We start from the raw sequence: 22,206 nt of genomic DNA, 5'->3' as shown, positions 1-22,206 counted from the left end.
ATGTGGAGATATAACTATGGCGCACAAAGTATGTGCTGTTAGATGTGAATTTTTGAAATTGTTGGTTGGGGATTGCGCATGACGCCAGATGATGACCAACAGTTGGTTAAGCGCGTGCAAAATGGTGACAAACGAGCCTTTGATTTATTAGTTTTAAAGTACCAGCACCGCATTATGGGCTTGGTTGTGCGCTTTGTACACGATCCTCATGAGGCTCAGGATGTGACTCAGGAGGCCTTTATTAAGGCTTACCGCGCTTTAGCAAACTTCCGTGGTGACAGTGCGTTTTATACGTGGCTGTACCGTATTGCCATTAATACTGCAAAAAATTACCTAGTGTCGCGTAATCGCCGTCCGCCAAGTCGTGATGTGGATTCAGATGATGCTGAATTTTATGACGGTGACCATGCTTTAAAAGATATGGCCTCGCCGGAGCGCCTGATGTTGCGCGATGAAATTGATGATGTGGTGCAGTTAAGTATTAAACAATTACCAGAAGATTTACGTTGCGCACTAACTTTACGTGAGTTTGATGGTCTTAGTTATGAGGACATTGCAACCGTGATGCAGTGTCCCGTTGGTACAGTGCGTTCGCGCATTTTTCGAGCGCGTGAGGCTGTTGATAAAGCCTTACGGCCCCTTTTGCAAGACGCTGAATGATGCGCAACGCAAGTTACGAGAGGAAATTAAACATGAGTCAGCAAGATCTTAAACAGTCACTCTCCGCGCTTATTGATAGCGAAGCGGATGAGCTTGAGCTGCGCCGAGTTCTTAATGCCAGTCATGAGCCAGAGCTGCGTGATACTTGGTCGCGTTATCAAGTTGCTCGTGCAGCAATGCACAACGAGCCTTTAAGTGTTCAAGTGGATTTGTCTGCCAGCATTATGGCTGCCATTGATGCAGAGCCGACCCCGTCACGGGCAGCAGAAACAGCGCCGGCGGCAGTCAGAGCGAAGCGTACGCCTTGGCTTGGTCGCGTTGCCGTAGCAGCTTCGGTCACTTTAGCGGTGTTAGGCGGGGTGCGCTTTTATAATCAAGATGCTATGCAGCAAGAGGCTATGTTGGCGCAAACTGAGCAGCGCTTGCCAGCAATGACACAGTCACAAAACACCAGTCCGGTGGTGCTCGCCAGTTATAGTGCGCAGGGGCAAGATACATTAACCAGTGATCCAGAGGTTGGTGATAATTCTTGGTATGAGTTGCGGGTGCCAAACTATTTGCGTGAGCATGCCCAGCAAGCTGGAGTAAACAATACGGAGAGTGGACTGTCTTACGCGCGCGCTGCAAGTCTGGAAGGTCAATAAAGAATGCTGGTTAAAGGTCTTTGCTCCAGCGCAGCGGTGTGGGCAGTCTTAGTGGGCAGTGCTTTTGCAATGCAGCCTAGCGAGCAGTGGCTGCAGCGCTTGCAAACTGCGCAAGCAACACAAAGCTATCAAGGCGCTTTTATTTATGAGCGCAAAGGTGCCTTTACCAGTCATCAAATTTCGCGGCAAATTAGCCCAGAAGGGCAAGTCATTGAGCGTTTTGTACAGCTCAGTGGGCCTGAGCACGAAGTACTGCGCATTGATGGGCAAGTGGCTTGTCTCAGTTCGAGTGCGACAGATCCCTTGGCTGCAGAAGCTGCCTGGCCAATCGTCAATCTTGAAGCGCAGCAGCTACAAGAACAGTATGCAATTATGGAGCTCGGAGAAACACGAGTTGCCGGGCGAATGACCTCAGTGTTGCTGTTTTCTCCTTTAGATCAGTACCGCTACCCAGTAGAAATTTATGTTGATCAAGCAACCGATGTGCCGCTTAAAACCCTACTGCTAAACGAGCAAGGACAGTTGCTGGAGCGTTTGCAGTTTGTGCAATTTCAAGAAGGCAGCGACTTGCTGCCCGTCGATGCTGAATTAGAGCAGATTGTCCCAAGCGCTAAATGCGCAACCGCAACACAGCCTGCAGCAACTGCAAAGCTGGATGTTGATGTGGATTGGGCTGTAGCTTGGCTACCCGCTGGGTTTACCTTAGTTAAAAGTCAATATAGACAGTCGCCAGACAGTGGCAACTTTGTTTTAAGTCGCATGTACTCAGACGGCTTAGCCAGTTTCTCCGTTTTTTTTGAGAGCATAGATAACCTTGATATTGATGGCAGTCGTCGCCAATTAGGACCTACCGCAGTGGTCTCACGTAAAGTAGAGCAGGGTGCCGAGGTGTTGATGGTAACCGTGGTCGGCGAAATCCCCATAGCTACTGCTGAGCGCATTGCACTGTCAGCAGAGGTGGAGCAGGAGTACAGTGATGATTGAAGAGCCTGGAGTTGTTGTTGCTATTGAAACTGATGGGGTTTGGGTGGCCACGCAGCGCCAAACCACCTGTGGCAGCTGCTCAGCTAAGGCTGCTTGCGGACAAGGTATTTTGAATGCTTTGTCTGCCGATAAAAAACCGCACACGATCAAAGTACAGTCGGATTTGCACCTGCGTGTAGGCGATCAGGTGACCCTGGCCATTTCAGAGCAGTCGTTAGTACGCAGTGCTATGTTCGTTTATATGCTGCCTTTGCTGTTTATGTTTATTGCAGCCTTAGCTGCTAATACCTTGAGTCTGTCTGAGCCTTGGATTATTTTGGCTGCAGCGCTTGGCTTTTTCGGTGGTGCTGTTTGGGTACGCCGTTACAGTCATCGCTATTTCGATGAAGCGGCAATGCAGCCACAAGTTGTTCGGGCTCAGATTGCTTTAAATCCTGCGCTTGAAATTTGAATTTAATAATGGAGATTATTATGTCGCAGAAAAAAACCTCGCTATTTGTCAGTGCCTGTATGGCATTTATGCTGCTGGCTATGCCCGCTGCGCAGGCACAGCTGCCAGACTTTACTACTTTGGTTGAAGAGTCTGCGCCCGCTGTCGTGAATATCAGTACACGACAAAACGTATCCAGCAAAGGCTCTGCTGGCGGCTTCCATCAGCTCCCAGAACTGGAAGGTTTACCACCGATTTTCCGTGAGTTTTTTGAGCGCAGTTTACCTATGCCGCGTGAACCGCAGGGGCGTAACCGTGGGCAGCAGCGTGAGGCGCAGTCCTTGGGTTCAGGCTTTATTATTTCAGAAGATGGTTATATTTTGACCAATAATCACGTGATTGCCGATGCCGATGAAATCATTGTCCGCTTAGCGGATCGCAGTGAGCTGCAAGCTAAGTTGGTGGGTACCGATCCGCGTACTGACGTTGCTCTGCTGAAAGTCGAAGGTAAAAACTTACCCACAGTAAAGCTGGGTAAAGCCAAGGATTTGAAAGTCGGTGAGTGGGTGTTGGCCATTGGTTCGCCGTTTGGGTTTGACCACTCGGTAACTTCGGGAATTGTTTCTGCCAAAGGCCGTAACTTACCCAACGATAACTATGTGCCCTTTATTCAGACAGATGTGGCGATTAACCCCGGTAACTCAGGTGGTCCGCTGTTTAACCTCGACGGTGAAGTGGTGGGGATTAACTCGCAAATATTCACTCGCTCCGGTGGATTTATGGGGTTGTCATTTGCCATTCCGATGGAGGTTGCGTTAGATGTGTCTGACCAGCTGAAGGCCAGCGGCAAAGTGGATCGCGGTTGGTTAGGAGTGGTCATTCAAGAAGTGAATAAAGATCTGGCTGAGTCCTTTGGTTTAGATAAGCCTGCAGGTGCATTAGTGGCACAGGTGTTAGAAAAAGGTCCGGCCGCTAAAGGTGGTTTGCAGGTGGGTGATGTGATTTTAAGCATTGACGATCATCCGGTGATTATGTCTGCTGACTTGCCACACTTAGTTGGCGCAGTGAAGCCGGGTAAAACCATTAAACTGCAGGTCATGCGTGATGGTTCGCGTAAAACCTTAAAGGTTAAAGTGGGTGCCTTGCCCAATGAAGGCGAAGAGATGTCGTTGGCCGGTGATAAAAGCAGTGCCAGCGCCAGTAATCGTCTAGGTATTGTGGTGGGTGATTTAACGCCAGAGCAGAAAAAAGCCATTGATTTACAAGGTGGTGTGGTTATCCAAGAAGTGCAGGATGGCCCAGCAGCAATGATTGGTTTACGTGCAGGTGATGTGATTACGCACTTAAATAACCAGGTCATTGATTCAGCAAAAACCTTTGCTAAGATTGCTCAGGAGCTGCCCAGCGATAAGTCATTGTCTATGCGGGTTTTACGCCAAGGTCGCGCAAGTTTTATCACCTTTAAACTAGCTAAGTGATTGCGGCGCTGGTGTTTGTGTAGCGGCCATAAGTGAATGGAGTTGAGAGCATGAAGAGTAGTCAGCCGAAAAACATTGTCATCTTAACCGGTGCTGGCATATCGGCTGACTCAGGCATAGCAACCTTTCGAGCAGCGGATGGTTTGTGGGAAAACCATGATATTCAAGAGGTTGCTACACCTGAAGGCTATGCGCGTAACCCCGAACTGGTGCAGCGCTTTTACAATGAGCGCCGAGCACAATTGCTTGAGCCGCAGATCAAACCCAATCCTGCACATTTTGCCCTAGCTGAACTGGAAGCACATTACGCGAGCAATGCATTGGGGCATGTCACTGTAGTGACGCAAAATATCGATGACTTGCACCAGCGTGCTGGCTCTAAAAATGTTTTGCACATGCACGGTGAGTTGCTCAAGTTGCGCTGCGTGAAAAGTGAAGAGGTGGTTGGGTGGCGCAGTAGTCAACCAGTAACCACTGCGGATCGCTGCCAATGTTGCGCAACCCCACAGCCATTACGGCCACACATTGTCTGGTTTGGCGAGATGCCGTTCTACCTTGAAGAAATCGATTACAGATTGAATCAGGCCGACCTGTTTGTCGCCATAGGTACCTCTGGCAATGTCTATCCAGCAGCGGGCTTTGTCGCCAGTGCTCGACGCTTGGGCTTGCCCACTGTGGAGTTCAATCTAGAAGCTGGCAGCAATGCTTCACAATTTCAGCAAGCAATTTATGGGCGCGCGGCAGTCACAGTACCGCAGTGGGTCGACGCATTGGTGCGGCGCTAAGCTGTATTGCTGCGTTGCCGCAGATGTTACTGGGCACAGGAAAAAATAATCAGACGGGAGTAAGCAAATTGATTAATTGCTTTCTCCCGTTTTTATCTAGATAGATCTATTATTTAGCCTGCTACACGCTAGATAGGTGACTTAAGCACTATAAATCAGGTAAACTCACTGGCTATTTTCTGTGTTCTGTTGGCAGTCGGCCGACGGACTTAATTGTAGAGTGATGTTCTGTGAGTGACCTGAGTCATATCCGTAATTTTTCAATTATTGCCCATATCGACCATGGTAAATCCACTCTGGCCGACCGCTTTATTCAAATGTGCGGTGGCTTGACCGAGCGTGAGATGGAATCTCGGGTTTTGGATTCTATGGACCTCGAGCGTGAGCGAGGCATTACCATTAAGGCCAAGAGCGTAACCTTGGACTACACCGCTAAAGACGGTAAAACCTATCAATTAAACTTTATTGACACCCCAGGCCACGTTGACTTTAGTTATGAAGTCAGCCGTTCCTTGGCTGCGTGCGAAGGCGCTTTGTTGGTGGTTGATGCGGGGCAGGGCGTAGAAGCGCAATCTGTTGCCAACTGCTATACCGCCATTGAGCAAGGCCTCGAAGTAATGCCCGTACTCAATAAAATCGACTTGCCACAGGCAGACCCTCTTCGTGTACAAGAAGAAATTGAGCATGTGATCGGCATTGATGCCACTGACGCAGTGACCTGTAGTGCTAAAACAGGGCTTGGTGTGGACGATGTTTTGGAGCGTTTAGTCCAAGTCATTCCAGCACCAGAAGGCGAAATTGATGCGCCGTTACAAGCGCTGATTATTGACTCTTGGTTTGATAACTACCTAGGTGTTGTCTCTTTAGTGCGCATTAAACATGGCCGCATCAAAAAGGGCGATAAAGTCTTGGTGAAATCCACCGGACGTGTTCACCAGGTTGACAGCGTGGGCTTGTTTAACCCAAAGCTGACGCAAACTAAAGAGCTGAAGGCTGGCGAAGTTGGCTTTATTATTGCCGGTATTAAAGATATTCAAGGTGCGCCAGTGGGGGATACTTTAACCCTGTCGCATACGCCTGATGTGGATATGCTGCCAGGTTTCCAGCGGGTTAAGCCGCAGGTCTACGCAGGTTTGTTCCCCGTTAGCTCAGAAGATTTTGAAGATTTTCGTGACGCGCTAGAAAAACTGACGCTCAATGATGCGGCTCTTGAGTACACCCCAGAAAGCTCAGACGCCTTAGGCTTTGGCTTTCGCATTGGTTTCCTCGGCATGCTGCACATGGAAATTATTCAAGAGCGTCTTGAGCGTGAGTATGATCTGGATCTTATCACCACAGCACCGACGGTGATTTTTGAGATCGTACAAAAAAACGGTGAGGTTTTATATGTCGATAACCCCTCACGAATGCCGGATCCTTCGCTGATTGAAGAAATGCGGGAACCCATTGTCAAAGCCACTATTTTAGTGCCGCAAGAGCACTTGGGTAACGTCATTACCCTGTGTGTGCAAAAGCGTGGTGTGCAGGTGGATATGCACTTCTTGGGTAGCCAAGTACAAGTCGTTTATGAAATACCAATGAACGAAGTGGTGATGGATTTCTTTGACCGCCTCAAATCGGTCAGCCGCGGTTACGCTTCACTAGATTACAGCTTCGACCGTTACCAAGCCTCGAGCTTATCGCGCCTAGATGTGTTAATTAATGGCGAGTCGGTGGATGCATTGGCGTTAATTGTGCACCGTGATGAAGCCGCTTCCAAAGGGCGCTCACTCGTGGAAAAAATGCGCGAGTTGATTCCACGACAAATGTACGATGTTGCCATTCAGGCCGCATTGGGCGGGCAAATTGTTGCCCGTACTAACGTAAAAGCATTGCGTAAAAACGTATTGGCCAAGTGTTACGGTGGTGACGTGAGCCGTAAGCGTAAGCTGCTAGAAAAACAAAAAGCGGGTAAGAAAAGGATGAAGCAAGTAGGTAACGTGGAGATTCCACAAGAAGCCTTCCTTGCCGTGCTCAGAGTGGATGACTAACTAATGACATTGAATTTCCCCTTAATATTGGTAATCGCTGTGGCGGTGACCGGGTTTTTAGCATTGCTGGATGTGGTGTATTTTGCGCCACGTCGGCGTGCGGCGATTGCACAGTATGAAAAAGAAGCAGTAGCGCTTAACTCAGAAGTGCGCGCGCGCTTAGAGAAAGAGCCGCTGCTGGTTGAATATGGCAAATCGTTTTTCCCGGTATTGGCTGTGGTGTTTGTCTTGCGCTCATTTATCGTTGAGCCTTTTCAAATTCCATCAGGCTCAATGATACCGACCCTCGAAGTAGGGGATTTCATTTTGGTCAATAAGTTTTCCTATGGCATTCGTTTGCCTGTCTTAGACAAAAAGATCTTGGAGATTGATGACCCAAAACGTGGTGATGTGATGGTCTTTAAATACCCTGAAGATACGCGCATCAATTACATTAAGCGTGTAGTGGGTTTACCTGGCGATACCATTACTTACACCGCGGATAAGCGTATTCTGGTTAACGGCGAACCTGTGGCAGAGCATTTCTTAGGTGATGAGCCGGGCAGCTTAGGCAGTGCCGGTTTATATACCGAGCAACTGGGCGCTGAAGAACACTATATTCGTAAAGAAGCCCGTCGCCGCATCGAACCAGAGCGCGAGTGGCATGTGCCAGCGGATCATTACTTTATGATGGGTGATAACCGTGATAACTCCAAAGACAGCCGCTATTGGGATGATCCAAGTATTCCTTTTGAGCTACAGGGCATGGTGCCGGATGAGTATATTGTCGGTAAAGCCTTTGCCATTTGGTTGACGTGGCCTAACCCGAAATTTTCCTCATTGCCGAGCTTTAGCCGTGTTGGTTTAATCCATTAAGTGCGAGTGCGTGGTGGTGATTTATCCTGCACAGAGAAGTGCAGGCTGCCTGTACGAATATTAATAAAAAACAGAGGTCGCTATGCAGAATATTAAAAACCAACAAGGCATGTCTTTTTTCAGTTGGCTAGTGATTTTGGTCTTGATCGCTTTTTTTGCCAGTGCTGCGTTTAAATTGATTCCACACTACATGGATAATCGAGCCTTAGACAAAGCCATCATGGCAGTGGAAAAAGATAAAGCCACAGGCGATAAAATTGATACGGTGGGTGATCTATATACGCATATCAATAAAAGTATGCAGGTCAACGCTATCCGCGATTTGAAAATTGATGACATTATGACTGTCAACAAAGTTAATAATGATTATTTAATTCACCTTAAATATGAACAACGTGAGCCATTGATCAAGAATATTGATTTGGTGGTAACTTTTGACAAAGAATACCGTGTGCGTGCCCAGTGAGTGATCCATTACTGATTTTACAGAAAAAAATTGGCTACACCTTTAATGATTCAAGCTTACTTACCTTAGCGCTGACCCACCGCAGTTTTGCTGGGCGCAATAATGAGCGCTTAGAGTTCTTAGGTGATGCAATCTTGAATTTTGTTGCTGGTGAGGCATTGTTTCATCATTTTAACCAAGCCAAAGAGGGGCAGTTATCACGCTTGCGCTCACGCTTAGTGAAGGGCGAAACCCTCGCAGTGTTAGCCCGCGGCTTTGGTCTTGGTGAGTACTTGCGTTTAGGTTCTGGCGAGTTAAAGAGCGGTGGTTTTCGCCGTGATTCAATCCTTGCCGATACCACTGAAGCCATTATCGGCGCCATCTATTTAGACTCCAGCATGGACGTTGCCCGTGAGCGTGTGCTGGCCTGGCTTGAGCAGCAGTTTTCTGAGCTGACTCTGGTTGATACCAATAAAGATCCAAAAACTCGACTGCAAGAGTTCTTACAATCGCGCAGCACTGAGCTGCCGCACTATGAAGTAGTCGATATTCAAGGCGAACCGCATTGCCGCACTTTTTATGTGGAATGCGAAGTGAGCTTACTTAATGAAAAAACCCGAGGTCAGGGCGCCAGTCGACGTATTGCGGAGCAAGTGGCAGCGACTGCAGCACTGTTAGCCTTGGGGTTAGAGAGTAATCATCAGCATGACTGAACAAGTAACCCGTTGTGGCTATGTAGCCGTGGTTGGCCGCCCGAATGTGGGTAAATCAACGCTACTGAACCATATTTTAGGCCAAAAACTCGCGATCACTTCGCGTAAGCCTCAAACCACTCGGCACAATATGCTCGGCATTAAAACCGAAGGCGCTGTGCAAACGGTATATGTCGACACCCCAGGTTTACACATTGGTGGTAAAACTGCGCTTAATCGCTTTATGAATCGCAGCGCTTTAACCGCCCTGAAAGACATTGATGTGGCAATTTTTGTCGTCGACCGCATGCGCTGGACCGATGAAGACGAGATGGTTTATGAGCGTATTAAATACCTGACTTGCCCAGTGATTATTGCGGTCAATAAAGCTGACCGATTAGAAGACAAAAGTCAGTTGTTAGCTCACCTTGAGTGGCTGGCGGAGAAGCTACCTGACGCACAGATTGTGCCGATGTCGGCCTTGCACGGCCACAACCTAGACACCCTTGAGCGCTTAGTTGAAGGCTATTTGCCAGAGAGTGAGCACTTTTTCCCAGAAGATCAGATCACTGACCGCTCCAGTCGCTTCTTAGCGGCAGAGTTGGTACGTGAGAAAATCATGCGTCAGTTGGGTGCGGAACTGCCGTATCAAATTACCGTAGAGATCGAAGAGTTTAAGCAAGAAGGGCGTATTTTACATATCCATGCGCTGATCTTAGTTGAGCGCGATGGGCAGAAAAAAATCATTATTGGCGAGAAAGGCGAGCGCATTAAGCGCATTGGCCAAGAAGCCCGTAAAGATATGGAAACCATGTTTGGCTCAAAAATTATGCTCAATTTGTGGGTCAAAGTGAAAGGCGGCTGGTCCGATGATGAGCGCGCCCTGCGTTCATTGGGTTATCAAGAGTATTGATAGCTATTTGGCATGCGCTCTGTCCTGGAGCGCGTGTTGCTTAGAGGCTGAAGTATGCAGTCGTCCTTAGCGTTTATTTTGCACAGCCGTCCTTATAAAGAAACCAGCGCTTTGATGGATGTGTTCACTCCTGCAGGACGCTTGCGCGCGGTTCTACGTGGTGCGCGGGGCAAATTGGGCAGCGTGGCTAGACCGTTTTCTGTGTTGGACATCGAGTTGCGCGGCCGTTCCGAGTTAAAAACCATCAGCCGTATTGAGCCTGCTGGCGAGTTTAATTTCTTGCAGGGGCAAGCGCTATTTTGTGCCATGTATTTAAATGAGTTACTGGTGCGCTTATTGCCGCTGAATGATCCGCAACCGCTGCTGTTTGAGCATTACCAGTTAACAGTGCAGGGCTTGGCCCATGGTTTGCCGCTTGAGCCTTTATTGCGTACTTTTGAATGGCGTTTGCTGGAGCAGTTGGGCTATGGCTTCTCATTTGAAGTGGACAGTAGCGGGCAGGCATTGCAGGCACAAATGTTGTATCGTCTAGTGCCTGAAAGTGGTTTTCAAGCAGTTCCACAACTGCGTCCTGGGGTGTTTTTAGGTGCAGATATTTTAGCGCTGTCAGCTGCAGACTGGCAGCAAAGCAGTGTTTTACATACGGCTAAGCGTTTAATGCGTCAGGCGTTGGCGGCTCACTTAGGTGGGCGTCCGTTAATGAGCCGTGAATTATTCTTAGTGCAAAAAGGGTCTATGTGATGAATTTGAATAAGCGTATTTTGTTAGGTGTAAATATTGACCACATTGCCACTGTGCGTGAAGCGCGCGGTACCCGTTACCCAGATCCAGTGAAAGCGGCGCTCGATGCAGAGCAAGCCGGGGCGGATGGGATTACTGTGCATTTGCGTGAGGACCGTCGCCATATCCAAGAGCGCGACGTGCGCCTATTGCGTGAGGTGATGCACACACCGATGAACTTTGAAATGGGTGTCACTGAAGAAATGTTGTTGCTGGCGGAAGAAATTCGTCCAGAGCATATTTGCTTAGTACCGGAAACCCGCGAAGAGTTGACCACCGAGGGTGGCTTGGATGTGGTCGCACAAGAGGCGCGGATTGCCGCTGCAGTTGAGCGCTTACAGGCGGTTGGCTGTGATGTGTCGATTTTCTTAGATGCCGATGAGCAGCAAATTAAAGCTGTCAAGCGAGTGGGTGCGACTACCATTGAGTTGCATACTGGGCACTACTCCGATGCAGTTACTCCTGCTGAGCAGGCAGAGCAGTTGCAGCTGATTCGTAAAGGTGCGGAGTTTGCCCTGAAGCAAGGCCTAGTGGTGAATGCGGGACACGGTTTACACTACCATAACGTTGAACCAATTGCCGCGATTGACGGCATTAACGAGCTCAATATTGGTCATGCAATTATTGCTCATGCGCTCTTTGTCGGCTTCCCTGCAGCAGTGGCAGAAATGAAAGCTTTGATCGTTGCCGCAGCAGCGCGCAAGTAACACTTTGCGTGTTACTGCCTAGCCAGCCGCACCGTGCTGCATATTAGCATGGTGCAGCACGGGGGTAAGCCTGCGTATCATGGAAGCTAAATATTTCGCTTGGCTCTAAAACATGGCGCAGCTGTTAAATCCCCAGCAATAAAAAAGACCGCAAGCAGCACCCATTAATCAGGTGCCACTTGCGGTCTTTTAGTTTGCTTAACTAAACAGCAAGGTGCTGATCTGTTCTAGTTAGAGCAATTAAGACCAGCTTCTACGGGCTGTGATTGAGCCAGGTTTTGCACTGGTGCTTTTGCTTGGTGTCGGATGCAGCATATCTTCTGGGCGTACCCATTCGCTAAATTGCTCATCGGTAACCAGTTCCAAGGCAATGGCAGCTGCGCGCAGAGTGAGGTTTTCCTCGTAAGCTTTCTTAGCAATTTTTGCTGCATTGTCATAACCAATATGACGGTTCAGTGCAGTAACCAGCATTAAGCCATTTTCCAAATGGTCGGCCATTTGTTGCTCATTGGCTTGCATGCCAGCAACGCAATGCTCTTGGAAATTACGACAACCATCAGCCATCAATTCGATGGACTCAAGAATGTTGTGAATAATCACTGGCTTAAATACGTTGAGCTGCAAGTGACCTTGGCTGGCGGCAATATTAACAGTGACATCATTGCCTAGCACTTGGCAGGCCAGCATGGATAGCGCTTCACACTGGGTCGGGTTGACTTTGCCAGGCATGATTGAGCTGCCAGGTTCGTTAGCAGGTAAGAGCACTTCAGCTAAGCCTGCTCGCGGGCCAGAGCCCAATAGACGCAAGTCATTAGCAATTTTCATCAGCGCCACAGCTAAAGTTTTTAACCCGCCAGACAAACTGACCAGCGGCTCGTGGCCAGCTAAGGCAGCGAACTTGTTAGGTGCGCTGGTAAGGTTTAGTTTGGTTGCAGAAGCCAGCTCACGGGCGATGTTTTCGGCAAAGTTCGCATTGGCATTGAGCCCCGTGCCCACTGCAGTGCCGCCTTGGGCTAACTGACCAACTGCGGGTAAGGTCGCTTCAATGGCATGGGTGGCGTAATCCAACTGCGCAACAAAAGCCGACAGCTCTTGGCCAAAGGTTACTGGGGTTGCATCCATCATGTGCGTGCGGCCAGTTTTGACTAAATTAGCATAGCGCTTGGCTTGTTGCTCCAGGCCGTCACGGAGCATTTTTACCGCTGGAAATAAGTCATGCTCAATGGCTTGTAAAGCGGCAATGTGCATGGCTGTGGGGAAGCAGTCGTTAGAGCTTTGTGCACGGTTAACGTGGTCGTTGGGGTGTACTGGGGATTTTCCACCAATACCTTGGCCGGCAATTTCATTGGCACGTCCAGCAATCACTTCGTTAACGTTCATATTGCTTTGGGTGCCACTTCCGGTCTGCCAAACCACTAAGGGGAAGTGCTCGTCGAGCTTACCGCTAATGACTTCATCAGCCGCTTGTTCAATTAACTTGGCAATGTCTTCAGGCAATTCGCCTAAGCGTGAGTTGACTCGAGCAGCGGCTTTTTTAACCTGCGCTAAGGCGTGTACTACGCTGATGGGCATGGGCTGTGAGCCAATGGCAAAGTTGAGTTTGGAGCGCTGAGTTTGCGCACCCCAGTACGCATTAGCTGGAACTTCAATGGCGCCTAAACTATCAGTTTCTGTACGGGACATACTAAAATCTCCAACGATAAATTGAGAGTTACTTGTCTTTCTGACGTTCTTTCGCTTCCAGCTCGGCATTGCGCTGCTGCATTATCTTTAAGTTTTCTTTGCTGATGGGCATTTTGTTGGCGGTATTGCGTAGCAATAAGAGGCTACCGACAATAGAGCCAAGCACCAGAGCAATTAATATCCAAATATACCAAGGCATGAGTAGCTCCATTAAACGCAAAGGAAAGAAAGTGACTCATAAGACTTGTAGGTAATAATGTTACATCTTTATTGCTAAAACCGCCATGGCACTGTGTTATACGCAGGTAATAAAAATCAGCACGTAGGTTTATTGCACTCAGCACAGTAGAAAAACTGGCACTCATTCTGCTTTGCTGTAAATAGCGCTAGAGCTAAGTCAGTGGGGCACTTTGTGTGAAGTCAGGCTACAATGTCGCCGATTTTATTGATACGAGACTCAAGTCATGTCCAGCCCGATTATTGTTGCTTTAGATTTTCCCAGTGCCGCTCAAGCTTTAGCGCTTGCTGAGCGATTAAACCCGCAGCAGTGCCGTCTTAAAGTGGGCAAAGAACTCTTCACTCGCAGTGGCCCGCAAGTGGTAGAATGTTTGCAGCAATTGGGTTTTGAGGTTTTTCTCGATCTTAAATTTCATGATATTCCCAACACCACCGCCATGGCGGTTAAAGCGGCTGCTGAACTGGGGGTGTGGATGGTGAATGTGCATTGCTCCGGTGGTTTAAAAATGCTGCAAGCTTGCCGCAATGTGTTGGATCAACAGACCGGCGCGAAACCGTTATTGATTGGCGTGACGGTGCTGACCAGCATGGAGCAGACTGATTTAGCTGGCCTAGGTTTAGATGTGCCGCCGCAAGAGCAAGTGCTGCGTTTAGCTGGTTTAGCTGAGCAAGCGGGTTTAGATGGGCTGGTGTGTTCTGCACAAGAAGCCAGTGTGCTCAAGCAGCAATGGCCAGCAGGGCAGTTGGTTACCCCAGGTATTCGTCCTGCGGGCAGCGCTCAAGATGATCAAAAACGCATTTTAACCCCAGCACAAGCCATGCAAGCCGGATCGGATTATTTGGTTATTGGCCGTCCTATCACACAAGCAGCTGACCCTGCCGAGGCTTTGCGCGCTATTTTGGCTGAACTCTAAACAACTGCGTCAGTGAGTTGAAGCTGTTCTAGAGCTTTTACCTGTGGTTATGGGTGTTTTTGTATGATGGGCTATCAACCTAAATGATAGTGCTGTGCCTCGGCGTTGAGCTGGCTAGAATCAAAGCCTACTGATAACAACAATAGAGGCGTTGCGAATGAAATTATCTGGACAGGTTGCATTGGTCACTGGTGCTGCACGAGGCATCGGCCGCGCTACAGCGCAAGCATTTGCTAAGCGCGGTATCAAAGTTGTGGTTGCTGATATCAATGCTAAAGGTGCTGAGGAAACGGTTCAGCTGATCCTTGATGACGGCGGCAGCGCAACCTTTATTAACTGCGATGTGCGCGATGAAGAGCAAGTCAAACAACTGATCGCCAGCACCGTAGAGATCTATGGCAGTCTAGATTACGCCTTTAACAATGCTGGCATCGAAATGGAAAACCAGCGTTTACATCAGGGCTCGTTGCAGTCATTTGACATGATTATGGATGTTAACGTGAAAGGTGTTTGGCTGTGTATGAAGTACCAGCTGCAGCACATGCTTGAGCAAGGTGGTGGCGCTATTGTAAATGCCGCATCGGTAGCTGGGCTGGGGGCAGCGCCGAAAATGTCGGTGTATGCAGCGTCCAAGCACGCAGTGATGGGCTTGACGCGCTCTGCGGCCATTGAGTATGCACGTAAAAATATCCGCGTGAATGCGGTGTGTCCTGCAGTGATTGATACGGATATGTATCGCCGCATTGCTGAAGTTGATCCAGATTTAGCTCAGCGTGTTCCTAATCATCACCCGATGGGACGTATTGGGCAGGTGCAAGAAGTGGCAGAAACAGTGATGTATTTATGCAGTGAAGGGGCAGGCTTTACCACTGGGCATGGCCTTACCATTGATGGCGGGATGACGGCTATCTAAGTTGAAAACTGCGGCTTGGCATTTACACCAAGCCGCAGTAACGTGTTTAGTCGTTTCTTTTCCAGTTTTGCGGCAGGTTAATAAAATCAACCATTTCCCGTAAGCGGCCGTGATCGCGGTCATTAAAGACAAACTCAAGCCGGAACTGATTGCAGAACTCAGGTTCGTTATGGGTTTTTGGGCAGTAAGGGACTTGCTCATAACCGCCGGACACACACAGATCAGCAAACTCTTTATGTAGAGTATCCATTGCGCCTTCATTCAGCGGATGGTTCATGCGCACCACAAAAGTTTTGTTGAACCAGCGTGAAGAATGAAAGTTACGGTAGAAACGAGCAATTTCTAAACCGGCATCACGGGGCGTGCGTACTTGGCGCATTAAGCGTAAATCGCTGGGCAGAATATAGTTTTTATCTACCAGCTCTTCGCGCATAAACTCCAGAGCTTTATCCCAGTATGTACCGCCTTCCTGATCCAGCAGCACCACAGGCACTAATGGGCTTTTGCCGGTTTGCATTAAGGTCAATACTTCTAGCGCTTCATCTAAAGTGCCAAAGCCGCCTGGGCACAGTACTAATGCATCGGCTTCTTTCACAAAGAATAATTTGCGTAAGAAGAAAAAGTGGAAAGTCAGCAAGTTACCGCTGCCATGCACAGTTTCGTTAGCACCTTGCTCAAATGGCAGGGCAATATTGAGACCTAAGCTGTTTTCTAGGCCCGCACCTTCATGGGCCGCGGCCATGATACCGCCGCCGGCACCGGTGATGACCATTAGGTTATGCCGTGCAAGAATCTCCCCCAGCTCTTTTGCCTGCTGGTACAGCGGATGCTCAGGCTCAGTGCGCGCAGAACCAAATACAGTCACTTTGCGGCGCCGCTTAAAGCGTTCTAGCAGGCTGAATGAGGCCTCCATTTCACGCAAGGTCTGCATCATGATTTTCGCATCCCAGCGGTTGCGATCGTCTTCGGCCATGCGAGCCACAGTCAGCATCATTTCTCGGTACAGCTCACGATTTTTACTGGTTGGCGGTACGGCTAAGTCCAGTAACTCATCGACTTTACTGTCTAAATCAATACTGCTGACCTGGTACTGACGTGCCAGATAATTATCATTTTCAAACGACATATTCACTCCTTATAAAGCAATGCGATCACCGAGTTCAGGAATATTGGCATCCCAATCTAAGCGCTTTTTGAATTCGCTCTGCAAGATTTCCATTTTATCCAATTCGCCATGAATTAAATGCAATTCAGGACGGTTTTCAAAATGGCTGGCCCACTCAATTAATTGCGATTGGCCGGCATGGGCAGAAAAACCACCCAAAGTGTGTACCTGAGCGCCAACCATAATATCTTCTTTAAAGACGCGGACTGTCTTGGCACCATCAACAATTGCACGACCATTGGTACCGCGGGCTTGGAAGCCGGTGAAAATAATGTGGCAGTCTGTGCGCCAGAGGTTGTGTTTAAAGTGGTGAATAATCCGACCGCCATTGCACATACCACTACCGGCAACAATAATCGCACCGCTTTTCACGTTGTTAATGGCCATGGACTCTTGCGGGCTTGGCGTGAGTTTCAAAATAGGCAGCCAGTCTTCGACATTATGAATGTCGTGCTTAATCAGCATAGCGCGGTTTTCTTGATCGAAATCATCGCGGTGGCGGTAATAAATGTCATTGGCGCGAATCGCCATCGGGCTATCCAAGTACACCGTGTGCTGTGGCAGGCGACCTTCCTGATAGAAGCGGCCCAAGTGGAATAAAATATCTTGGGTGCGGCCCACTGAAAAGGCTGGGATCATCACGTTGCCGCCGTCCTCATGGGCTTTTTGCAGAATCTGCGCCAGCTCATCCAAGGTGTCTTCATTGCAGCGGTGATCACGGTCACCGTAAGTGGATTCCAGCAATAAAACATCAGCGTGCTTAAGAATCGTTGGCGACTTCATCAAGGGCGAGCAGGTGCTGCCCAAGTCACCGGAAAACACCAGCGTACGCACGCTATCATTGGGTTCGGTAAACTCTAACTTAACGACCGCTGAACCAATAATATGGCCTGCATCATGGAAAGAGACTTTAACGCCCGGCATAATTTCTGTGGGCGTTTCGTAATCAACAGCGCGGCGCTGCTTAAGTACACGCTCTGCATCTTTACTTACGTATAGCGGTTTGATGGCTTTTTTGCCACGGCGCGCGCGCCAGCGGTTTTCCCATTCGGCATCTTTTTCTTGAATATGCGCCGAGTCCAACAGCATCAGTTCCATTAATTCGCAGGTAGCGTCAGTGGCATAAATAGGGCCACGGAAACCTTCGGAGACTAAACGGGGTAACATACCACTGTGGTCAATGTGCGCATGGGAAATAACAACCGCATCAATGTGTTCAGGATTAAAAGAGAAAGCCGAGCGGGGCGCGTTATCATTGTCATTGTCATTGTCATTGTCATTATTATTAGTATCGCCACCTTGCTGCATGCCACATTCAAGTAGAATGTTCTTTTTGTCATAGGTTTCGATGAGGTAGCAGGACCCAGTAACTTGTTGGATCGCGCCTAGAAAATTAAGTAAGGCCATGAAATTTCCTTCTTGGCTGTGTGAATAGAATAGTACCGGGTGAACAGTTATTGATGGTTATCATGATACCCTTATCTGGCTGTCTTTATACTGCACCACATTCGAGTTAACGGAGTATTAATATGCATCAGATTTTGCCGAGCCAAGCAGATTTAAACGAGCACGCTAAAACTGAACCTGCGTTTGCACAATGGCAAAAGGGCTATGGCCCGATCGAACACACAGCGGAAACTCAAGCCGCAGTATATCGACTTGCTCACCAGCTCGTGCAAACTGGCAAGCAGCCAGACCTCTCTACTGTATACCGCATGCTGAGGGCTTTGGATAAAATTACGGCGGCAGGGATGTCATTGGTGGTTCACATGACTTACGCCAATAAAATCCATCTAGACGGCAGTCCATTGACCGCTGATGAGTTTAAAGTTCAACCTGAAGGCCACACCGGCGGTGCGTTAAATATGGTGCCAGGCTACGCTGCTTATATGGCGCTGAATGCTTTGACCGGAGAAACTCGTGGTTGGTTAATGGGGCAGGGCCACAGTGTTGCCGCCATTGAAGCGCTAAACGTATTGCTGGGTAATCTGCACCCTGAGCAAGAGGCGGCTTACGGTGATGGTGAAGAAGGCATCAATCGTTTACTGCAAGATTTTTACAGTTATGCCATTGCCGCTGATGGCTCCATGGCTGCGCCATTGGGCAGTCACGTTAACCCGCACACAGCTGGCGGGATTATTGAAGGGGGTTACTTAGGTTTTGCTGAGCTGCAATATGCACACATGCCTTTGCCCGGTGAAAAACTGGTGGCGTTTTTATCCGATGGTGCCGCCGAAGAGCAGCGCGGCAGTGATTGGATTCCACGTTGGTGGCGCGCTGAAGATTGCGGCCCAGCGTTACCCATTATGATTGCCAACGGTCGCCGTATTGAACAGCGTACCGAGCTTGGTACTTTAGAAGGCTTAAAAGGTTTTCAGCGTCACTTACGTGGCTGTGGTTTTGACCCTATTGAATTTGATGGCCGCGACCCTGCAGCATTTGTTTGCACTATTTGGGAAATGGAGCAGCGTTTAGAGCGCCGCGTGCAAGAAAAGAACAGCGGTATCCTCTCTTATCCGTTACCCATTCCTTACGGTATTGCTGAAAGCACCAAAGGCTTCGGCTTTTATGGTGACGACGAAAACTCCGCGCACAACTTACCGCTGCCCGGCAATCCGCACACCGATGAGCGCTCGCGTGAGCTCTTTAACACCCATGTTAAGCCACTGTACGTTAGCCCTGAGGATATGCGTGAAGCCTTAGCGCTACTCAATACCCATCAACAGCAGGATCGCGTATTAGAGCGTGATAACCCGCTGGCCAATCGTCATCCGAAAACACCGGTGCAGCCTGAGCTGCATTATCGTGATGATGCCTGCTCGACTATGGCTGCTATTGACCGCTACTTTGTTGACTTGGTTGCGGCCAACCCAGACTTGCGTCCGCGGGTTGGTAACCCTGATGAGCTGGCCAGTAACCGCCTCACAGGCGTGCTAAAAGCTTTACGCCACCGAGTGAGTGAGCCAGAAAGCGAACTGGAAGCAGTGGATGGCGACATCATTACTGTGCTTAACGAAGAAGCTGTGGTTTCTGCCTGTTTAGCCAACCGCGCCGGTTTAAACCTCGTCGCCAGTTACGAAGCCTTCTGTGTGAAAATGCTTGGTGCAGTGCGTCAAAACTTAATCTATGCCCGCCAGCAAAAAGAAATTGGCCGTCCCGCCGGTTGGTTAGGCTGGCCGTTAGTGGCTACCTCGCACACGTGGGAAAATGGTAAGAATCAGCAGTCCCACCAAGACACCACATTCTGTGAAGCCCTGTTGGGTGAGATGAATGATGTCTCGCGGGTACTTTTCCCCGCTGACCACAACAGTATGCTGGCGTTATTGCCACAAATTTACACGGCCCGTGGCCAAATTTCTTGTGTGGTGGCTGCCAAGCGCGACCGTCCAGTGTACTTCACGCAAGCACAGGCTGAGCAACTGGCCAATGATGGCGCCATTATTGTCGAAGAGTACGAGGGCGCAGATCCATTGTTGTTGATTGCCAATGGTAGTTATCAACTGGAGCAAGTCTTACGTGCTGGTCAGCGCTTACAAGAAGCTGAAATGGGCTACCGCATTGTCTACTTGCAAGAGCCAGGGCGCTTCCGTGCCCCGCGCGATCATTGGGAGCTGGAAAGCCTTGCCAGCAATGAGTTGGTTGAGCAGCTTTTCCCAGAGCGTTTCCGCTTACGGGTATTGCTCACTCACATGCGTCCTGAAGTCATTCGTGGGCACCTGTGGACCATCTTGCCCAATGCCAACAGCACTTACGTACTGGGTTACCGCAACCGCGGTGGTACGTTGGATGAGTTTGGTATGCAGTTTGTTAACCGTGCTTGCTGGGGTAACGTGCTGGCCGCCTGTGCGCGCCTGCAAGACTTGCCACGCACTGCCTTGCTGACCATCGAGGAAGCTGCCGCGGTTGCGGGTAAAGGTGATCCGCAGATTTTACGCTGAGTGACAGCGTAATAATTGACAGCATAGCGGCCTGATCATTTTAAGGGTTAGGCCTCTTTAGATTTTGCTACTTTTCGTTAAAATAAACGCCGGCAAGCTGCGCTAAACTGTTGCGCAGCATTGCTTATATAAACTCATCACCACCCTTCGTAAAACACCCACCCTGGGCGCTAGTACCACCGCATAAGGACAAAGAGGATTAAACATGGCGGGTTTGATTTTTCCTTGGCGTGCCGATAATCAATTTCAACTGTTGATTGATGGCCCAGCGTTCTTTGCTGATTGGCTGGAGCGGGTGGCAACAGCACAAAAACAAATCGATATAGAACTGTACTTAGTCAGTAGCGGTAACAGCGCTGAGCGGGTGCAAGAGGCTTTATTTGCCGCAGTGCAGCGTGGCGTGCGTGTGCGCTGTTTATTCGATAGCTTTGGCAGTCGAGGTTTTCGACCGGCTCAGCGGCGACTGTGGTTAGCGGCAGGAATTGAACTGCGTTTTTATAACCCCTTAGGCTGGACTCGAGGCTTACAAAACTTCTACCGTGACCACCGCAAGCTCTTGCTTATCGATGAGCTAGTGGCTTACGTTGGTGGGGCTGGTTTAACGGATCAGTTTTGGCAACCGGATGCACCAGTCAGTTTGTGGCACGAAGTTATGGTGCGGGTGCAAGGCCCAGTAGTGAATGACTGGCAAACCCTGTTTGATTACCAATGGGACAGTTGCATTGAGCGCTTTTTTTGGCAACAAAATAACAGCCCCGTGCAAGCACCCAGTCAGGATAGCCCGCCATTACCTTTTGCCAATATCGGCAAAGCGCGGGTGGCTTATGCCGCGTCAACTCAGCACCGTAATATCCAAAAGTCTTTACTACGTGCGATTAAAGGTGCCCACCAAACTGTTTGGTTAGCCACGCCATATTTTCTACCCACATGGTCGATTCGTCGTGCCTTGCGTAAAGCAGCTGTGCGCGGTGTTGATGTACGCTTGCTGTTGACTGGTCGCCATACGGATTTACCCCCAGTGCGCTGGGCCGGACAGCGCTATTACCCAGCGTTACTGCGCAAAGGCGTGCGTATTTTTGAATATCAACCGCGCTTTTTGCATTTAAAAATGGTAATGGTGGACAGTTGGGTCACTATTGGCTCATGTAATTTTGACCATTGGCACCTGCGTTTTAATTTGGAAAACAATCTCGAGGCCCGTGATGCTGGATTACTTGAGCAAGTCACGGCCAGCATGCTGAGGGATTTCCAAGACAGCTTAGAAATCACCGAACAAGTGTGGCGCGAGCGGCCTTTAATCCAGCGTATTCGTCAGCGGCTGTGGGGCTGGTTGGATCGCCTGACCATTAACTTTTTAGATAAAAGAAAGTAACCCGTGCAGGCCAGCCTGAATACCTTCGAGCATCAGATCTGACAGGCTTGCCAGCCTATTGAGCAGGGTTAATAGCGTCTAACTTTCTGTTTTAGCAAAACCGCCGTAAACCCTCGCCCGAAAGGGCGGGGATATAAGGCGGGGCGCAAAGCGCTTTACTCAATCGCTGTTTGACTTTCGATATACGCCTTTAATGTGTCAATGGTTGCGCCGCCAGCGGTACAAGCAAAGTAGGAGCGTGACCACAGGGCTGCACTTTTGCTTTGTCTTGCTAGGTGGCTATTTTGCAGCCTCAACAGGCGAGACGAAACAGATTTAAGGTTATTGACCATTATGCTGACGGCCAGCTTGGGCGGGAAAGCAATCAGCAAGTGAACATGATCGGCTTCGCCGTTCATTTCTAGTAAATCACATTCCAGCTTTACGCAAGCTGATTCAAATGCCTCGCGCAACTGACCGATCATTGCATCATCAAACAGCTTGCGTCTGTACTTGGTGGTAAACACCAAATGAACAACTAATTTACTGACGCTATGGCGCTTGCGTAGATAACCCGATAGTGCGATTTTGTCTTGCTCACT

General features: G+C 49.2%; 22 protein-coding genes. 17 read left to right on the top strand and 5 right to left on the bottom strand.

What is annotated here, in order from left to right:
- The first annotated feature begins 78 nt into the window (after positions 1-78).
- The 13 genes from rpoE to pdxJ all read left to right on the top strand — a co-directional run bounded on the left by rpoE (position 79) and on the right by pdxJ (position 11,403).
- Positions 79-660, top strand: a complete 582-nt coding sequence (gene rpoE / locus O6P33_RS09895) for an RNA polymerase sigma factor RpoE (protein WP_269817617.1) — start codon at positions 79-81, stop codon at positions 658-660.
- Positions 661-692: 32 nt separating this feature from the next.
- Positions 693-1,304, top strand: coding sequence for a sigma-E factor negative regulatory protein (locus O6P33_RS09890; protein ID WP_269817616.1), 612 nt, complete (start codon positions 693-695; stop codon positions 1,302-1,304).
- A gap of 3 nt (positions 1,305-1,307) precedes the next feature.
- Positions 1,308-2,288 (top strand): MucB/RseB C-terminal domain-containing protein, encoded by a 981-nt coding sequence (locus tag O6P33_RS09885; protein WP_269817615.1) that lies wholly within the window; start codon positions 1,308-1,310, stop codon positions 2,286-2,288.
- Positions 2,281-2,739, top strand: coding sequence for a SoxR reducing system RseC family protein (locus O6P33_RS09880; protein ID WP_269817614.1), 459 nt, complete (start codon positions 2,281-2,283; stop codon positions 2,737-2,739). Before O6P33_RS09885 ends, O6P33_RS09880 begins: the two co-directional genes overlap by 8 nt.
- Before the next feature lie 59 nt (positions 2,740-2,798).
- Positions 2,799-4,196 carry a DegQ family serine endoprotease gene (locus tag O6P33_RS09875; protein ID WP_269819511.1) on the top strand — a complete coding sequence of 466 codons (1,398 nt, stop codon included), beginning with the start codon at positions 2,799-2,801 and terminating at the stop codon, positions 4,194-4,196.
- 50 nt (positions 4,197-4,246) lie between these two features.
- A complete protein-coding gene (gene cobB, locus O6P33_RS09870) occupies positions 4,247-4,981 on the top strand; it encodes a Sir2 family NAD+-dependent deacetylase (protein ID WP_269817613.1) in 735 nt (244 codons plus the stop codon).
- A 230-nt stretch (positions 4,982-5,211) separates the two neighbouring features.
- Positions 5,212-7,011 carry a translation elongation factor 4 gene (gene lepA / locus O6P33_RS09865; protein WP_269817612.1) on the top strand — a complete coding sequence of 600 codons (1,800 nt, stop codon included), beginning with the start codon at positions 5,212-5,214 and terminating at the stop codon, positions 7,009-7,011.
- Between the two features lie 3 nt (positions 7,012-7,014).
- Positions 7,015-7,866, top strand: coding sequence for a signal peptidase I (lepB, locus tag O6P33_RS09860; protein ID WP_269817611.1), 852 nt, complete (start codon positions 7,015-7,017; stop codon positions 7,864-7,866).
- Positions 7,867-7,948: 82 nt separating this feature from the next.
- Positions 7,949-8,332, top strand: coding sequence for a DUF4845 domain-containing protein (locus O6P33_RS09855; protein ID WP_269817610.1), 384 nt, complete (start codon positions 7,949-7,951; stop codon positions 8,330-8,332).
- Positions 8,329-9,024 carry a ribonuclease III gene (gene rnc, locus O6P33_RS09850; RefSeq protein WP_269817609.1) on the top strand — a complete coding sequence of 232 codons (696 nt, stop codon included), beginning with the start codon at positions 8,329-8,331 and terminating at the stop codon, positions 9,022-9,024. Before O6P33_RS09855 ends, rnc begins: the two co-directional genes overlap by 4 nt.
- A complete protein-coding gene (gene era, locus O6P33_RS09845; protein ID WP_269817608.1) occupies positions 9,017-9,916 on the top strand; it encodes a GTPase Era in 900 nt (299 codons plus the stop codon). The genes rnc and era overlap by 8 nt, the downstream gene beginning before the upstream one ends.
- 54 nt (positions 9,917-9,970) lie before the next feature.
- Positions 9,971-10,657, top strand: coding sequence for a DNA repair protein RecO (gene recO, locus O6P33_RS09840; protein ID WP_269817607.1), 687 nt, complete (start codon positions 9,971-9,973; stop codon positions 10,655-10,657).
- Positions 10,657-11,403 (top strand): pyridoxine 5'-phosphate synthase, encoded by a 747-nt coding sequence (pdxJ, locus tag O6P33_RS09835; protein WP_269817606.1) that lies wholly within the window; start codon positions 10,657-10,659, stop codon positions 11,401-11,403. Before recO ends, pdxJ begins: the two co-directional genes overlap by 1 nt.
- A 240-nt stretch (positions 11,404-11,643) precedes the next feature.
- Here the strand turns inward: pdxJ and O6P33_RS09830 are convergent, their stop codons facing one another.
- Both O6P33_RS09830 and O6P33_RS09825 read right to left on the bottom strand, forming a co-directional pair.
- Positions 11,644-13,086: a class II fumarate hydratase gene (locus tag O6P33_RS09830; protein ID WP_269817605.1), complete on the bottom strand. Its 1,443-nt coding sequence runs from the start codon at positions 13,084-13,086 to the stop codon at positions 11,644-11,646.
- A 28-nt stretch (positions 13,087-13,114) separates the two neighbouring features.
- Positions 13,115-13,285, bottom strand: a complete 171-nt coding sequence (locus O6P33_RS09825; protein ID WP_269817604.1) for a DUF2897 family protein — start codon at positions 13,283-13,285, stop codon at positions 13,115-13,117.
- A gap of 265 nt (positions 13,286-13,550) precedes the next feature.
- On the opposite strand from O6P33_RS09825, the gene pyrF reads away from it, so the two are divergent.
- Together pyrF and O6P33_RS09815 are read left to right on the top strand one after the other, a co-directional pair.
- Entirely contained in the window at positions 13,551-14,237 is a 687-nt protein-coding gene (gene pyrF, locus O6P33_RS09820) for an orotidine-5'-phosphate decarboxylase (protein ID WP_269817603.1), read from the top strand.
- A 151-nt stretch (positions 14,238-14,388) separates the two neighbouring features.
- Positions 14,389-15,150 carry an SDR family oxidoreductase gene (locus O6P33_RS09815; RefSeq protein WP_269817602.1) on the top strand — a complete coding sequence of 254 codons (762 nt, stop codon included), beginning with the start codon at positions 14,389-14,391 and terminating at the stop codon, positions 15,148-15,150.
- 46 nt (positions 15,151-15,196) lie between these two features.
- Here O6P33_RS09815 and O6P33_RS09810 read toward each other — a convergent pair whose 3' ends face one another.
- Together O6P33_RS09810 and O6P33_RS09805 are read right to left on the bottom strand one after the other, a co-directional pair.
- Positions 15,197-16,276: an LOG family protein gene (locus tag O6P33_RS09810; protein ID WP_269817601.1), complete on the bottom strand. Its 1,080-nt coding sequence runs from the start codon at positions 16,274-16,276 to the stop codon at positions 15,197-15,199.
- A gap of 9 nt (positions 16,277-16,285) precedes the next feature.
- Entirely contained in the window at positions 16,286-17,722 is a 1,437-nt protein-coding gene (locus tag O6P33_RS09805) for an MBL fold metallo-hydrolase RNA specificity domain-containing protein (protein ID WP_269817600.1), read from the bottom strand.
- 122 nt (positions 17,723-17,844) lie between these two features.
- Between O6P33_RS09805 and O6P33_RS09800 the strand changes: the two genes are divergently transcribed.
- On the top strand, positions 17,845-20,253 hold the full coding sequence (locus O6P33_RS09800) for a xylulose 5-phosphate 3-epimerase (RefSeq protein WP_269817599.1): 2,409 nt from the start codon (positions 17,845-17,847) through the stop codon (positions 20,251-20,253).
- Positions 20,254-20,458: 205 nt separating this feature from the next.
- Positions 20,459-21,625, top strand: coding sequence for a phospholipase D-like domain-containing protein (locus O6P33_RS09795; protein ID WP_269817597.1), 1,167 nt, complete (start codon positions 20,459-20,461; stop codon positions 21,623-21,625).
- Positions 21,626-21,780: 155 nt separating this feature from the next.
- Here O6P33_RS09795 and tnpA read toward each other — a convergent pair whose 3' ends face one another.
- On the bottom strand, positions 21,781-22,191 hold the full coding sequence (gene tnpA / locus O6P33_RS09790) for an IS200/IS605 family transposase (RefSeq protein WP_420094992.1): 411 nt from the start codon (positions 22,189-22,191) through the stop codon (positions 21,781-21,783).
- Positions 22,192-22,206 lie beyond the last annotated feature (15 nt).

Origin of the sequence: Denitrificimonas caeni, from assembly GCF_027498055.1 — a bacterium.
Lineage (GTDB): Bacteria > Pseudomonadota > Gammaproteobacteria > Pseudomonadales > Pseudomonadaceae > Denitrificimonas.
The sequence above is the reverse complement of the archived record's forward strand: the minus strand, read 5'-3'. Positions and strand labels throughout refer to the sequence as shown.